Source organism: Gracilibacillus halophilus YIM-C55.5 (assembly GCF_000359605.1).
GTDB lineage: Bacteria > Bacillota > Bacilli > Bacillales > Amphibacillaceae > Gracilibacillus > Gracilibacillus halophilus.
Genome location: NZ_APML01000024.1, coordinates 1 through 14,335, shown reverse-complemented (window position 1 = coordinate 14,335; position 14,335 = coordinate 1). Strand labels below are relative to the sequence as shown.

Here is a 14,335-nt window from a genome sequence, read left to right as displayed (position 1 = left end):
AGAGGATAGCATGACTGATTTTTGGGGAAATGTGTTTGTTGATACAGCCGCGAGATATAGTGTAGCCATTCTATGTATGATTGTTTTCCTAGTGATCTTTGAACTGGTTACATCTTATAAAAATTGGGAGGAAATTAAACGAGGAAATCTGAGTGTTGCCATGGCAACTGGTGGTAAAATCTTTGGGATCACAAATATATTCCGTTATTCCATTGAACACAATGATTCGTTATTACAGAGTATGACTTGGGGAGCTTTTGGCTTTCTGTTATTGTTGATCGGCTATTTTATTTTTGAATTTTTGACCCCTACTTATAAAATAGATAAAGAAATCGAAGATGACAATCGTGCCGTTGGTTTCATCTCGATGGTGATATCAGTTGGACTTTCATTTGTGATCGGATCAAGCATTGGATAGGGAGTGTACCTGTTGAAAACATTAGCCTACATTTTAATGATCATCGCTGTTATATTTTTTGTATTAGGGATGTTTTATATTTTCTCATGATGGGAATATATGATTATAAGCAAAGTATTAGGTAGTCTTTTTTCGTGAATGTTATACTTGGAAAGAAATCTAGGAAAGCTAAAAGGAGGAATAAATATGACTATCGCACATGCTAGTGATAGTACTTTTAATACAGAGACAAGTGAAGGGTTAGTTCTTGCCGATTTCTGGGCTGACTGGTGCGGTCCTTGTAAAATGATTGCTCCTGTGTTAGAAGAAATTGATAGTGAAATGAGCGATCAAGTGAAGATCGTAAAGCTGGATGTAGACAATAATCAAGAAACAGCTGGTAACTATGGTGTCATGAGCATTCCGACATTACTTCTTTTTAAAGATGGAGAAGTTGTAGATCAAGTTGTTGGTTATCAGCCAAAAGAAGCGCTTGTTGAATTAATTAATAAGCACGCATAATTGATAAACAATTGAAAAAGAAGATGACACAATCCCTTACTATTGCTATTATGTCTTTAGTAAGGGATTGTTTTGCCCAAATGATTGTCGAAGGTGGTGACATCTTGAATGATAACATTCAGCAAAAATTAGCTGTATTGCCAGCACAGCCTGGTTGTTATTTAATGAAAGACCGACATGGCACGATTATTTACGTCGGAAAATCCAAAATATTAAAAAACCGCGTTCGCTCTTATTTTACTGGAGCGAATGATCAGAAAACCCAACGATTGGTCCGAGAAATCCAAGACTTTGAGTATATCGTGACTTCCTCCGAAATAGAAGCACTTATATTAGAAATGAATTTAATTAAAAAGTATGATCCAAAATATAATGTTTTATTAAAAGATGACAAATCCTATCCGTACTTGAAAATTACGAATGAAAGACATCCACGTTTATTAATTACGCGTCAAGTGAATCGGAAAACAGGTAAATATTTTGGTCCTTATCCCAATGTGATGGCTGCCAAGGAAACGAAGCGTCTACTCGACCGCCTTTATCCATTACGAAAATGTAAGAATCCGAGTGGACGTCATTGCTTATACTATCATATGGGACAGTGCTTAGCATGTGCCGATGATCCTCCTTCATCTGATGAATATAAAAAAATTGTTCAAGAGATTACAAGCTTTTTAAACAATGGACATACCCAGATTAAACAGGAACTAAAACAGCAGATGTATGAAGCATCCGAGGACTTAAACTTTGAACGTGCTAAAGAAGTGCGTGACTTAATTGATCATATCGAATCCGTCATGGAAAAACAAAAAATGACGATGACTGATCAAGTTGATCGTGATATCTTCAATTATCGTTATGATAAAGGGTGGATGTGTGTTCAAGTATTTTTCGTTCGTCAGGGCAAATTAATTGAACGTGATGTATCGATCTTTCCATTTTTTGATGATGCGGAAGAGACATTTTTAAGTTTCGTGGGAAGCTTTTATTTACATCATCACCATCCAAAGCCCAAACAAATCTTAGTCCCGGTACCTACTGAAATTGATTTATTAAAAGAATTGTTGGAAGTTGATGTTCATATTCCGATGAGAGGAAGAAAGAAAGAATTAGTGGAATTAGCAGGGAAAAATGCTGAAATTGCCTTAAATGAAAAATTCAGCTTGATCGAACGGGATGAAGAACGAACCATTCGAGCGGTAGAACGTCTTGGGAACCAATTGCATATTGAAACCCCTCATCGGATTGAGGCATTTGATAATTCAAATATTCAAGGGGTGGATCCCGTTTCAGCGATGGTTGTTTTCATCGATGGAAAACCAGCAAAGAAAGAATATCGTAAATATAAAATTAAGCAAGTGGAAGGTCCTGATGATTATGAAACGATGCGGGAAGTAATCCGTAGACGATATACGAGAGTATTAAAAGAAGGCTTGCCATTACCGGATTTAATTATGGTAGATGGATCAAAAGGCCAAATGTCAGCGGCAGAAGATGTACTAGCCAATGAACTCGGTTTAGATATACCATTGTGTGGATTAGCCAAAGATGAAAAACACCGAACAAGTGAATTGTTGTACGGCGATCCCCCAGAAGCGGTGCCGATGGATCGTCGTTCACAAGAATTTTATCTCATTCAACGCATCCAAGATGAAGTGCATCGATTTGCGATTTCTTTTCATCGTCAATTACGAGGAAAAAGCGCATTTCGCTCTGAATTGGATGAGATTTCAGGAATAGGAAACAAGCGAAAGACACTGTTATTAACCCATTTTAAATCGTTGAATGAAATTAAGAAGGCAGAAAAATCAGATTTGACGAAGTTAGGATTGCCAGCATCGATTGCTGAAAATATTATAGATCATTTTCAAAAACAAGATGAATAGAAGTGGATTTGTTCAATCTAGTGATGTAAAAGCCTCTGTTTGTAGTAGCCATTGATGTTATACTTCAAACAGAGGTTTTGAAATCTATATCATGAACTCGTTATCACTTCAAGTTTGGCGTGATCTTGCTTCAGGTCAACAAAGCACTCGTACTGATTGTTATCGATCATCGTTAATGATTCGGCTAAAAATCCAGACTCAAGGTAAAACTCAATCGCTTGAATCGTTTCAATTCTTGCTTGTACTACTTCTCCTTCAAGAATAAACTGATAACCTTTACGTTTTTCAGTTGTAAGAAGTAATTCCCCCCAGCCCGTATGGCGGAAAAATTCTTGAATCTCTTGAGTTGTTGCACATTCACTTTGTCTGGCTAAGTTTTTTCCCATCATGTATAGCACCATATCGGCTTCTTTACCAAGCATATCTGGTAAGCAGAAATAACGTAACACATCATAACCGCTATTTGTTGAATGTAAATTTGCTAAAATGGTTGCAACGTTGGTTTGTTTCTGTCCCAAGATTGTTCCCCTCTCTTACGATAAACTACGATACTATTATCCTCTTTTTCGCATAAAAAGGCAATCCTTCTTTTGCTTCATTTCAAATGTATGACGAAGAAAAGATTTCGTTTTCTTGACGCTTTATGCGGATAGAAGTACAATAGTTGTGACTGGTAATATACGTATTTCTTGCTATACATAAGAAATTAAAGCGGTTTACTATATCGTGAAGTCATATATAAAAAATGTAAAGCGCTTTTAAAAAGTGGGAAATCGTATATGATAGTAAGGAACAGATCTCATAATTGAGGGGGGTACATAAAGGTGGAGAATAGGGAGTTCTTTTATCGTAGGCTGCATTCACTTCTTGGCGTGGTACCCATTGGTATCTTCTTAATACAGCATTTATTTGTGAACCATTTTGCTGTATATGGCCCGGAAAGTTTTAACAAAGCAGCGTCATTTATGCACGATTTACCGTTTCGAATATTGTTAGAAATCTTTATTATTTTCCTTCCTATTTTGTTTCATGCGGTATTAGGCGTTTATATTGTGTTCGTTGCGAAAAACAATGTGACACGTTATGGCTACTTCCGTAACTGGATGTTTTTCTTACAGCGAATTACAGGTATTGTTACGCTTGTATTTATTGTGTGGCATGTATGGGAAACACGTGTGCAAATAGGATTAGGAACCGAAGAATTGGACTACAGCTTAATGGAAACGATTTTAGCTAGTCCGGTTATGTTTGCTTTTTATGTATTAGGTATTATTTCAACAACATTCCATTTTGCCAATGGATTATGGAGTTTCTTAGTGAGTTGGGGAATTACTGTGACTCCTCGTTCACAAAAAATGGCAACCTATGCTACGATTTTAATTTTCTTAGCAGTAACATACTTAGGCATCCGCGCTTTATTTGCCTTCGTATAAGGTAGACGTAAAGGATGAGAAACAGAAGGAGTGAGTAGAGGAATGAGTGATCGAAATATTGTCGTTGTAGGTGGTGGTCTTGCAGGACTAATGGCCACCATAAAAGCAGCAGAAGCAGGCTACCATGTTGATCTATTATCGATTGTACCTGTCAAACGGTCTCACTCTGTTTGTGCACAAGGCGGGATTAACGGTGCAGTAAATACGATGGGGGAAGGCGACTCTCCATGGGAGCATTTTGATGATACTGTTTATGGTGGGGACTTTCTTGCCAATCAGCCACCAGTAAAGGCGATGTGTGACGCAGCACCGAGCATCATACATATGCTCGATCGCATGGGTGTTATGTTTAACCGTACATCAGAAGGATTATTACACTTTCGTCGTTTTGGTGGTACACAGCATCACCGTACGGCATATGCAGGTGCAACAACTGGACAACAATTACTTTACGCATTGGACGAGCAGGTGCGCCGTTTTGAAGTGGAAGGCTTGGTTACGAAATATGAAAGCTGGGAGTTTATTTCAGCGATCATAGATGATGAGGGTATTGGCCGTGGAATTATCGGGCAAAATATAAAGTCGCATGAAATGAAAGCATTTAAAGCTGATGCAACGATCTTTGCATCGGGTGGCCCTGGTATTATCTTTGGTAAATCAACGAACTCGGTTATTAATACTGGATCAGCTGCTGCGACACTTTATCAGCAAGGTGCGATTTATGCGAATGGTGAATTCATTCAAATCCACCCAACTGCGATTCCCGGTGATGATAAACTCCGCCTAATGAGTGAATCCGCACGTGGGGAAGGTGGACGTATTTGGACATATAAGGACGGAGAACCTTGGTATTTCTTAGAAGAAAAGTATCCAGCATACGGAAACCTAGTGCCACGCGATATCGCGACACGTGAAATTTTTGATGTCTGTGTGAATCAGAAGCTCGGTATCAATGGCGAAAACATGGTATACCTTGACTTGTCGCATAAAGATCCAAAAGAATTGGATGTGAAGTTAGGCGGTATTATTGAAATTTATGAAAAATTCGTCGGTGAAGATCCACGTAAAGTGCCGATGAAGATTTTCCCTGCAGTTCATTACTCAATGGGCGGTCTTTATGTTGATTATGACCAAATGACGAACATCCCAGGGATCTTTGCTGCGGGCGAGTGTGATTATACACAACACGGTGCCAATCGTCTAGGCGCGAATTCATTACTTTCTTCGATTTATGGTGGTATGGTTGCTGGTCCAAATGCCATCGAATACATTGAAGGACTTGATAAGACCATTGATGATGTTCCTTCCACTTTATTTGATCAGAAAATCAAAGAGGAAGAAGAATATTTTGAACAATTGCTTTCGATGGATAGTGGTGAAGAAAATGCCTATCAAATTCATAAAGAACTCGGTCAATTAATGACAGATAATGTGACCGTTGTACGTGATAATGAAAAACTATTAAAGACAGATGAAAAAATCCAAGAATTATTAGATCGTTGGGAAAACATCAACATCAATGATACATCCCGTTGGAATAATCAGGGCGTAATGTTTACTCGACAATTGAAAAATATGTTGCACTTGGCACGGGTCATTACATTGGGAGCATATAATCGTAACGAAAGCCGTGGTGCACACTATAAACCAGAATTCCCAGATCGTAATGATGAAGAGTGGTTGAAGACGACAAAAGCTTCGTTTGATCCGGAAAAACAAGACCCGACTTTTGAATATGAAGATGTCGACGTGTCGTTAATTGAACCTAGAAAACGAGATTATAGTCAACAAAAGTAAAAAAAGGGGGTAGAGGAAGATGGCACAAGAAAAGCTTACGTTTATTGTTAAGCGTCAAGATAACCCAAATGCTGAACCTTATGATGAGACGTTTGAGATCAATTATCGTAAAAATATGAATATTATCTCCGTATTGATGGAAACACAGAAATACCCCATCACTGCTAATGGTAAGAAGACATCACCTGTTAATTGGGAATCAAATTGTCTTGAGGAAGTATGCGGTGCTTGTTCTATGGTGATTAATGGTGAACCAAGACAAGCTTGTTCGACCTTGGTTGATCAATTAGAACAGCCAATACGTATCGAGCCAATGTCAACGTTCCCAGTAGAGCGTGATTTAGTCGTAGATCGCAGTCGAATGTTTGATTCCTTGAAAAAAGTGAAAGCATGGATTCCAATTGACGGTACACACGACCTCGGTCCTGGACCAAGAATGCCTGAAAAGAAACGTCAGTGGGCTTACGAACTATCAAAATGTATGACATGTGGCGTTTGTTTGGAAGCATGTCCGAATGTAAATAGTGACTCTGATTTCATTGGGCCAGCTGCTCTATCACAAGCTCGCTTATTTAACTCTCACCCAACCGGAGAAATGAATAAAAGTGAACGTTTAGAGGCTTTAATGGAAGATGGAGGCATTTCTGGATGCGGTAATTCACAAAATTGCGTACAAGTTTGCCCGAAAGGAATTCCTCTAACAACATCCATTGCGGCAATGAATCGAGAAACAAATATCCAGTCGTTTAAAAACTTCTTCGGTAGTGATTATGCTCATTAACTTATGTTCAAAAAAGCCTTCTCAATATTTTTAATTGGGAAGGCTTTTTTCGTCTATATTTTAAAAAATATGTGACAAAATGTTTGTTTTTTCCGATTTTAAGGAAAAAAATTAATGAAACATACTTGCTATTTTTTTGAAATTTTAGTACTATTTATTCAGTAAAGCATAATGTATATGTTAATAAAGGGGTCTCACTTTATGTTATTTTCACTATCCGATTTATATCATCAAAAGCAAGAGGAACTATATGCTGTGGCCAAAGATCACGCGTTTACATCCGAAGAAACATTAAAACAAAGCCAAGAATTAGACCAATTTGTTACACACTATCAAAAGAAAGAACGTTCAGAACTGACAATTATTGATGTAATTAATGGTTCAACATTGTTATTGGAATTGAATGGTCAATTAGATATGATGACTTCTGAGAAGATTTACTCTTATTTAGAATCTAAGAAAGATATGCTAGGAAGTATGAATCAATTAAATATTAACTTAATTCATCTCGGCTTTTTTGATACAACAGGCATTCGTTCACTCGTACAATTAATTTTAGAAGCATGTCGGTATGGTATCGAAATTTTAGTGGAAGCCAATCAATCCACATTCGATTTGTTAAAACTAATGGGTATACCAACGATGTTCGATGAATACAAATGCGCAACATATTGTGCTGTATAGATTATCATTTATAAAACAACCGTCGATCAAATATGGGATCGACGGTTAGTTATTGCATGTTTATGAAGTAAGTTTTAGCCCAATCGTTGCAGTAAGAATCAAAGCTATGAATAGAACTCTTTTCCAATTCCGTGATTCACCGTATATGATCATTCCCATGATTGCTGCCCCCGACGCACCGATACCTGTCCAAACTGCATAAGACGTCCCCATCGGTAAAGAACGCATGGCAAGCGCTAAGAAAAGAAAACTTCCTGTAAATCCGAACATTAGAAGTATAACAGTATTTACGTTCGGGTTTTGATGAACTTTATGAATCATTAATACACCAAACATTTCAAATATACCAGCAATAATTAAAGAAATCCAAGCCATTATGATTCATCCCCTTTGTCTGTTACTAATTTTAAGCCGACTACTCCGAATAGTAGCACAATGATCAAACCAATTTTAACGAATTTAAATGGTTCCCCAAAGAAGACGATATCTGACATCACTGTCCCCATCGTTCCCAATCCAACAAAAACAGCATACACCGTTCCAACAGGTAATCTTTTTCCTGCCATTATCATTAAATAAAAACTAATGATAATCGCAATCATTGTACCTGACCATGACCATAAGTCATCTGCATGTTTTAATCCGATGACCCAAAGAACTTCAAATATTGCTGCGATAATTACTTGTATCCATTTCAATGTCAATTTGTCTCCCTCTATACTCGTCATATCAAAAGAAAAGCCTAGAAGACGCTGATATATCAGAATCTCCCAGGCTTTTGTCCCTCCGTGTCACAGTATATACTGCGTGTTTTCTCTTGGACCAGACCAATCCATTATTGCGGAACCCTAGAAAACATAGAATATGCAATTACTATCTAGTATATCTGTTTTTATCATGCGTTTCAAGACTAGGTATTGCTTTGACATGGCATATAGGGTTGATCAACTGTTTTTATTTTTATTTTTATTTTATTGCCAAACATCCGACTGATAAGGACAACGATAAAGCTAATGGCATTAAGTCTGTTTTAGAATTTTAAATATAGGTCATATGCATTATTTTCACAAAAATATGTTTTTATAACATTATTTTACTGTTATAATTTATATACTTTTGCAAGAGAACATAAAATCAAAGGTGAAAAAAGTAATTATAACTAGACCAAATTGTTGATCTATGTGTAACAGTAAGAGACTATAAATATAAGTCGATAAAAAGAAATGAGTTAAAATCTAAAATCGCTAAACAGGATTTTAAGATTGTTAAAAACACATATTAGAAATACATAAAATCACTGGAAAGGCAAAAGATAGAGACCAAGTTTCAACACTTGTTGGAGCAACTACAGCAAGAATTGCTCTTATAAGTTTCTATTTAGATAAATGGCTACTCCATTTTATGTTGAATTTTCTTGAGGCTACCCTAACGGTATCACAGAAACACATTCTTAATTAAGAGATATGAAGTAAATGGGGAATAGTATGTTAATAGCTTTAACAATAGGTTTCTTCGCAGCTGTAGTTAATGTAATAATATTCTATATTGTAGAAGATAGGGAATTGTTAGTTGGACTCACGACTGCTGTGGTAATTATGTTACCTATTATTGGTCGTAAAATTTTTGATCATAAAGAAGATAAGACAGATAATTAGATAGCTCATGGATACCATGTTCAGAAGAGATTTCATTCAATATTTTTTCCTCAATAATTATAAGACAATTTGTGATTTGAATGCTACGGTATATCTTTTTCGTTTCATAAATCTATCTTAACACACCTTTTCTTACTCTCTGAAATCGTGGGTTCAATTTACTTCTTGTCTTTAAAGACTTATTTCAAGATGTATGAAAACGGAGCCAATAATCCATGACTTCGGTATTTTTATGAATTTGTCCAATCAAGTGTAACCTATCCAGAATTATTAGTTTGCAATTACTATACATATCAAATGCGATGCAAAAGTTGGGTGTAAAGGGGCGCTCACAGGCAGTAGTTGAACTACTTCGAATGGGCGAATTAGAGCTTTAAATGAAAACCAGTTATTCTTCGAGAAAGAATAACTGGTTTTCTGATGCCTGCTGATATATGACTCGATGAATCTATATCAAAGATAGTTCTGATTATTCTTTGCTGAATCAAGCTTTCTTTGGTTTTACATCCATTTTATTACCCAAATTTATGTAATGTTTTATTTGTACAGATTCATATGCCTAGTCTTTCTTTGAATATATCATCAGATCAATGCCGTCGTCAGCTCCTTCTTTGGTTTATTTCCTTTACATAATCTTCAATTTTCACCTATACCAAAAAGATGGTTAGTCCACATGGTGGGTTTGCATAGCATAAAATAGGGGTGATGAACATGCAGAAACAGACAACGAAAAAAAAGAATCCGTTACGAATTCGTAAAAGGTTCTACGGTGACATTCCAAAAGAAGAAGCATTCAACAAGGCATTAGAACCATACTTTAAGAAAACTGAACAGGAGTTAGTTCAGAAGTAAAGGTTTGAACAGTCGGTGCAGCTAACAAAACTAAAGAAGAAAAATGCCTTATTGCTAGTGGTACGTAAATTACAAGCTAAAGCTTACAACATTAATTATGCCAGGACATACAGCAAGGAGTGAGAAGGGTTGAATGATAAAGATATAAAAATAGCAGCAAGTACGCCAACAATCACTGCTCTAGGAATAAGGCTACTTATCCTTTATCATTCTCCTATTTTTAAAAGTTATATACATCTAGAAAGGAGAAGCAAACACAGAAGTAGATATAGCAAACGGTAAGCTAGATACCATGCCTATATTCTTTGAACGATTAAAAAATGAATGATGAAAATGATCGGCCTTTTTTTATTCCGGTCAATGAAGCCAATTGTGAAAGGTGCTAATTAAAGCAACTGTATGCTAATGTGAATTAAGAAATACTATATAGGGCTTACAAAGTTACTTCAATCCTCTGAATTAAAAGCATTCGGCATCCCATCACTAAAAACCTCAAAAGAGTAACATATTAGTTCTCTTTTGAGGGATAAATTAATTTCACTTTAATCCTACTCTGACTTCACCATCATGAAATATCTCAATAACATATCCTGCATATGGTGAAAACATCCATGTATCAAAACTTACAGGAGTAACATCATCTATAACTTTAAATACTTTATCTAAAGTAGATCGAATTATTGGTAAACTTCCTTCATCCCAAATTATATAGACAATATCACTGTATTCTTCCGTGTTTTGGTGTAAAAAGGAAATTATCTCATCGACTGTATTTACTTCAGCATGATTAGACACATTCTCCCATTCAATACGTCCCCACTCAGAAAATGGAAAATAACTTTCGAATTTTCTTAATATCTCTTCTCTATTATTATCAGAAAAGACATGTACATCCTCACCGAGTGCTTCAATACACTCATTAATTAAACTCATCTAAATTCCCCCTTATCTATTCAAAAGTTCTAATACAGATGGGGGTATCACGTATCGTAGTATAAATTTCACCTATGAATTTTCTATATAACTTTCGGCTATATCAATATCATTTGTCATCTCTAAATCTGGAAATTTTTCATCTAATTTTCTTAAGCAATTAATTAATTCTTCACTTTGTAAACTTTCTGCTATATCTTCAAAAACTTCACTTATCCAATACAAATTTTCTTTACTACAATTTTCTAAATATTTTAAAGTATTTTCCTCATTTTCTACGAGAACCTCTATTAATTCATCCCAACTTTTTTGTGTCCCATAGTCATCATTTATATTAATTTTTTTTTGATTTAATATAGCTTTAATTTTATTTTCAATATCCATATTCATCCTCCAGACTATATCTAAGGTTGTTTGGTTGCATCTGAAAAAATAGTTCCTATCTCTCCATTTGTTTTTATAACTCCAACCCTAATCTCTTTATATTCTCCAAAAATAGCCATACCATTTTCTGCATTAGAAAATCTATCTAATTCGGCAATCTTAGCACCTGCAGCTGTTATATCAGCCTCTGTCCAGTTTTCTGGAAACCATGATTGATTTGAACCTGTTCTTTTCGCTTTCACTTTTTTGGTTGATCTCTGAAACTCGGTTCAGGGTAATTTCCCAGTTCATAATCTTCAACATTTGACGTGCTCTCGATTTCTCCGTTCTCACGTTTTTGCAAATAGGACTGATGCTAGTTATATATGATACTGGTAGTGATGAAATATTTTGTTTAGATTATAGCCACCTTGATGATAATGGAGAACCAAAAGTAGTATCTTTTGCGCCAGGAATTGACTTAGAAAGTCAAACATATGAAATAATTGCTAGCGACTTTGGTGATTTATTATTAGACTTAGTTAAGCAAGAAGTATAGAATTTGAAAAAACTTGCTTGGCTAAATGCTTCATGTCAACGAACAATTCAGGACAATTGGCGTTATCATTCTTTATCCTATAGAAACCAATACAATGTCGGAAGAAGAAAAAAGAGCGACTTTAACAGAACGAAGAGAGATTAATCTACCTGATAACCCTAATTTTTCTTCAGCCAAACTAATTATTTCCTCTGTACGACCACCTACAAAGTCAGCAATCTCATCTTCACTCAAAATAATTTCTTTTGCTTTTAGATAATTTTCTACACTCATTCTCATCCTCCATTAATATTAAAATCATTGGCTTTATTTTTCTCTATTTTTCCAGTAATCCGTTCGCCATTTATTAAAATCAGACCTATTTATACCTGAAGGCATTTTATTGGGATTAATGTGAATTACAGAACTATTATTTTTATGAAACGTCTGTGTAACTTCTGCTATCGAGTTTCATTTCTTTGTGTTGTGTGATGAAGGTTTATAGACTTTCCATCTGGACCAATTGGAGCTAATCCCTGAGATCATTGAATGACAAAGGTACACCTTATGATAATGCAGTGGCGGAAGCTACATTTAAAACCATTAAAACAGAATTCGTTAGTAGCAGGGTTTTCTCTAGCCAACAAGAACTTGATCTTGAGCTTTTTGATTACGTGAATTGGTTCAATAATATTCGAATACATGGATTGCTAGACTATGTAACGCCTAACGAATATAAGCGTAATCACCAAACTGAAATAAGCACGGTTTTGTAGAGAAATGCGCACTTTACTAGGAGTAGCGGGCAAGATAGCTTGATTTTTGAACCGGATTCATTGATATCTGGCTTCTTGGCTCATCATCTTGCCCGTAGAGGCTCCAAGTCAAGTGACAATCTACATGCATTGTCTTCCAACAGAGAATTAAAATGTTGAACGCTATAAACAAGTTTGTGTTCCTTTAAAAATTTGTTCAGTTTAGTGTTGACATACCATTTTATGTAATCATTCACTAAACTACAGTCTAACGAATATTAGTTATAAATAAAAAGAGAGGCTGACTCGTGTTTATGTACGAATCCGCCTCCTCTTGTTTAAGTCGAATGATGCAATATAATTATACCACATAAGTGTGATTATATGTGATCAATCGTCATTTGTTTAAAAATATTTTTAACTCTTTTGGTAGCTACTATATCTCAATTTCTGTCCATAAATCTTGAATACTCTGTCCATATACTCTACGTCTTTAAATAAATCATATGCGGTTTTAAAGAATTGAGAATGACTATCCCTAACTCTTGTTAAATAATATCCATCTTTATTTCGGATCATCCAAAAAATTCCATTATAATATTAGAAATGAAATTCTTCTCCCATTGCTCTTCTTTGTTTTAATTCTTCATAATTCATCTCATCACTACCTAATTATCTATCAAAGGTAACATCACGAGTGAATGTCGTCGTTATAAAGATATTCATCGCATCAAGGTATATATAGTAACTTTTTTATTGATTATCTCTTTCCCATATACTTTTCCCGTCAGTTGCAAAAACTGCACGTGGTGGATCATCATAGAGAGAAATTTCCACCAATGAACTTTTTTCTTGTTTCAACCAATTATATACACTGCCTTCGTTAGTAGAAGGATGGGATAAAATATGATTTACTTGAAATGCAGTTGCATAATATTCTGCGTACTCGGGATCATCATCATCTAATCCATTGTCTGTCTCAAAAAAAGTGTCTGTTTTGCCTACAATTCTTAATCCACTGTTCCACTCTATTATAATCTCTACACCTTCATACTCTATTAATGTTTTAAATAAAGAATCTGCTTCCATAGACATCCTCTTTCTTATTTATTCTGATGGTTTTGCTGGTACTATATGAGCACCATCTTTTCCATAGTGTAACATTCCTCTATTAGTTTCTATATATTGTCCAGTCACAGTGTCATAGTATTTACCTATTGGCTCATCAAAGTCCACTCTCTCTTTACTTTTGGTAACAGTGGTCCCTTTCCCAGCAAACTTATCAAGCAATTCCTGTGCTGTTTTATTATCACCATAAAAAATGCTCTTGTTTTTCCCATCTGCTATTTCCTGTTTGTAATTTGGTGTGTTGGGAATATGTTTCTCTTGAGCACCTGGCTTCACTTTAACAGGAAACCCATACACTGTTTGATAAGGTCCTATAGGTACTGACTTCTTTCCATAAGAAGGTACATTATTATTCTTAGAAACAGCTTCATTGCTGTTAGCGCGATTATTTGTCTCTTTATTCGCTTGTCTTCTTTCCTTCACTTTTTTCAGTTGAGCTTTGGATAGGGTAAGGCTTCTTCCTCTTCGCCATGACGTGAAATGAGAAGACAATCCTGCTACTACGATCGCTGCTGAATGAAAAGAAGATATTTCTTCACCGGTCCAATAGTTGTAACCTTCCATGGCCGCTTTGGTTTGTTCTACCATTACGTCCGTATGTTCCTCTGGTC

Annotated in this window: 20 protein-coding genes, 3 pseudogenes and 1 riboswitch; of the genes and pseudogenes, 12 read left to right on the top strand and 11 right to left on the bottom strand. The window is 35.7% G+C overall.

Annotation, left to right across the window (positions count from 1 at the left end):
• The first annotated feature begins 10 nt into the window (after positions 1–10).
• The 3 genes from J416_RS07140 to uvrC all read left to right on the top strand — a co-directional run bounded on the left by J416_RS07140 (position 11) and on the right by uvrC (position 2,805).
• Positions 11–418 carry a DUF350 domain-containing protein gene (locus tag J416_RS07140; RefSeq protein WP_003467557.1) on the top strand — a complete coding sequence of 136 codons (408 nt, stop codon included), beginning with the start codon at positions 11–13 and terminating at the stop codon, positions 416–418.
• Between the two features lie 186 nt (positions 419–604).
• Positions 605–919, top strand: coding sequence for a thioredoxin (gene trxA, locus J416_RS07135; RefSeq protein ID WP_003467555.1), 315 nt, complete (start codon positions 605–607; stop codon positions 917–919).
• Positions 920–1,023: 104 nt separating this feature from the next.
• Entirely contained in the window at positions 1,024–2,805 is a 1,782-nt protein-coding gene (gene uvrC / locus J416_RS07130) for an excinuclease ABC subunit UvrC (protein WP_003467553.1), read from the top strand.
• Positions 2,806–2,894: 89 nt separating this feature from the next.
• On the opposite strand, the gene J416_RS07125 is transcribed toward uvrC, so the two are convergent.
• A complete protein-coding gene (locus J416_RS07125) occupies positions 2,895–3,323 on the bottom strand; it encodes a DUF2507 domain-containing protein (protein WP_003467552.1) in 429 nt (142 codons plus the stop codon).
• 306 nt (positions 3,324–3,629) lie between these two features.
• Here J416_RS07125 and J416_RS07120 point away from each other — a divergent pair, with 306 nt between their 5' ends.
• The 4 genes from J416_RS07120 (at position 3,630) to J416_RS07105 (ending at position 7,500) form a co-directional block, all read left to right on the top strand.
• Entirely contained in the window at positions 3,630–4,238 is a 609-nt protein-coding gene (locus J416_RS07120; RefSeq protein WP_003467551.1) for a succinate dehydrogenase cytochrome b558 subunit, read from the top strand.
• Between the two features lie 42 nt (positions 4,239–4,280).
• Positions 4,281–6,035, top strand: coding sequence for a succinate dehydrogenase flavoprotein subunit (gene sdhA, locus J416_RS07115; RefSeq protein WP_003467550.1), 1,755 nt, complete (start codon positions 4,281–4,283; stop codon positions 6,033–6,035).
• 19 nt (positions 6,036–6,054) lie between these two features.
• Positions 6,055–6,816 carry a succinate dehydrogenase iron-sulfur subunit gene (gene sdhB, locus J416_RS07110; RefSeq protein ID WP_003467549.1) on the top strand — a complete coding sequence of 254 codons (762 nt, stop codon included), beginning with the start codon at positions 6,055–6,057 and terminating at the stop codon, positions 6,814–6,816.
• A gap of 201 nt (positions 6,817–7,017) precedes the next feature.
• A complete protein-coding gene (locus J416_RS07105; protein WP_003467548.1) occupies positions 7,018–7,500 on the top strand; it encodes an STAS domain-containing protein in 483 nt (160 codons plus the stop codon).
• 60 nt (positions 7,501–7,560) lie between these two features.
• Here J416_RS07105 and J416_RS07100 read toward each other — a convergent pair whose 3' ends face one another.
• Positions 7,561–7,875 (bottom strand): DMT family transporter, encoded by a 315-nt coding sequence (locus tag J416_RS07100; RefSeq protein WP_003467547.1) that lies wholly within the window; start codon positions 7,873–7,875, stop codon positions 7,561–7,563.
• Positions 7,875–8,204, bottom strand: a complete 330-nt coding sequence (locus J416_RS07095) for a QacE family quaternary ammonium compound efflux SMR transporter (protein WP_040513128.1) — start codon at positions 8,202–8,204, stop codon at positions 7,875–7,877. Before J416_RS07095 ends, J416_RS07100 begins: the two co-directional genes overlap by 1 nt.
• Positions 8,205–8,265: 61 nt before the next feature.
• Positions 8,266–8,363: riboswitch (guanidine-I (ykkC/yxkD leader) on the bottom strand.
• A 621-nt stretch (positions 8,364–8,984) separates the two neighbouring features.
• Here J416_RS07095 and J416_RS07090 point away from each other — a divergent pair.
• The 3 genes and pseudogenes from J416_RS07090 (at position 8,985) to J416_RS15915 (ending at position 10,007) form a co-directional block, all read left to right on the top strand.
• Positions 8,985–9,155 carry a hypothetical protein gene (locus tag J416_RS07090; RefSeq protein ID WP_169331765.1) on the top strand — a complete coding sequence of 57 codons (171 nt, stop codon included), beginning with the start codon at positions 8,985–8,987 and terminating at the stop codon, positions 9,153–9,155.
• 287 nt (positions 9,156–9,442) lie between these two features.
• Positions 9,443–9,532 (top strand): annotated as a pseudogene (gerE, locus tag J416_RS15400) (spore germination transcription factor GerE); the annotation flags it as partial.
• Between the two features lie 334 nt (positions 9,533–9,866).
• Complete coding sequence (locus J416_RS15915; protein WP_169331764.1) at positions 9,867–10,007, top strand: hypothetical protein; 141 nt, start codon at positions 9,867–9,869, stop codon at positions 10,005–10,007.
• A 537-nt stretch (positions 10,008–10,544) separates the two neighbouring features.
• Here J416_RS15915 and J416_RS07085 read toward each other — a convergent pair.
• The 3 genes from J416_RS07085 to J416_RS07075 form a co-directional block, all read right to left on the bottom strand.
• Positions 10,545–10,940, bottom strand: a complete 396-nt coding sequence (locus J416_RS07085) for a CDI toxin immunity protein (RefSeq protein ID WP_003467533.1) — start codon at positions 10,938–10,940, stop codon at positions 10,545–10,547.
• 72 nt (positions 10,941–11,012) lie between these two features.
• Positions 11,013–11,324, bottom strand: coding sequence for a hypothetical protein (locus tag J416_RS07080; RefSeq protein WP_003467529.1), 312 nt, complete (start codon positions 11,322–11,324; stop codon positions 11,013–11,015).
• Between the two features lie 20 nt (positions 11,325–11,344).
• On the bottom strand, positions 11,345–11,566 hold the full coding sequence (locus J416_RS07075; RefSeq protein ID WP_003467518.1) for an EndoU domain-containing protein: 222 nt from the start codon (positions 11,564–11,566) through the stop codon (positions 11,345–11,347).
• A gap of 110 nt (positions 11,567–11,676) precedes the next feature.
• Between J416_RS07075 and J416_RS15750 the strand changes: the two genes are divergently transcribed.
• A complete protein-coding gene (locus tag J416_RS15750; RefSeq protein ID WP_003467517.1) occupies positions 11,677–11,862 on the top strand; it encodes an SMI1/KNR4 family protein in 186 nt (61 codons plus the stop codon).
• Between the two features lie 72 nt (positions 11,863–11,934).
• On the opposite strand, the gene J416_RS16225 is transcribed toward J416_RS15750, so the two are convergent.
• From J416_RS16225 to J416_RS16690, 3 genes and pseudogenes are all read right to left on the bottom strand, one after another.
• Complete coding sequence (locus tag J416_RS16225) at positions 11,935–12,135, bottom strand: hypothetical protein (protein ID WP_003467516.1); 201 nt, start codon at positions 12,133–12,135, stop codon at positions 11,935–11,937.
• A 33-nt stretch (positions 12,136–12,168) separates the two neighbouring features.
• Positions 12,169–12,306: an HNH/ENDO VII family nuclease gene (locus J416_RS16695; RefSeq protein ID WP_205619689.1), complete on the bottom strand. Its 138-nt coding sequence runs from the start codon at positions 12,304–12,306 to the stop codon at positions 12,169–12,171.
• Positions 12,303–12,374, bottom strand: a pseudogene (locus J416_RS16690) (HNH/ENDO VII family nuclease); the annotation flags it as partial. The gene J416_RS16695 and the pseudogene J416_RS16690, both read right to left, overlap by 4 nt.
• Positions 12,375–12,380: 6 nt before the next feature.
• On the opposite strand from J416_RS16690, the pseudogene J416_RS07060 reads away from it, so the two are divergent.
• Positions 12,381–12,617 (top strand): annotated as a pseudogene (locus tag J416_RS07060) (IS3 family transposase); the annotation flags it as partial.
• A 732-nt stretch (positions 12,618–13,349) separates the two neighbouring features.
• On the opposite strand, the gene J416_RS07055 reads toward J416_RS07060, so the two are convergent.
• Together J416_RS07055 and J416_RS16220 are read right to left on the bottom strand one after the other, a co-directional pair.
• Complete coding sequence (locus J416_RS07055) at positions 13,350–13,685, bottom strand: hypothetical protein (protein WP_003467514.1); 336 nt, start codon at positions 13,683–13,685, stop codon at positions 13,350–13,352.
• 18 nt (positions 13,686–13,703) lie between these two features.
• On the bottom strand, positions 13,704–14,335 hold a 632-nt coding region (locus J416_RS16220), incomplete at its 5' end, for a polymorphic toxin type 50 domain-containing protein (protein ID WP_003467513.1).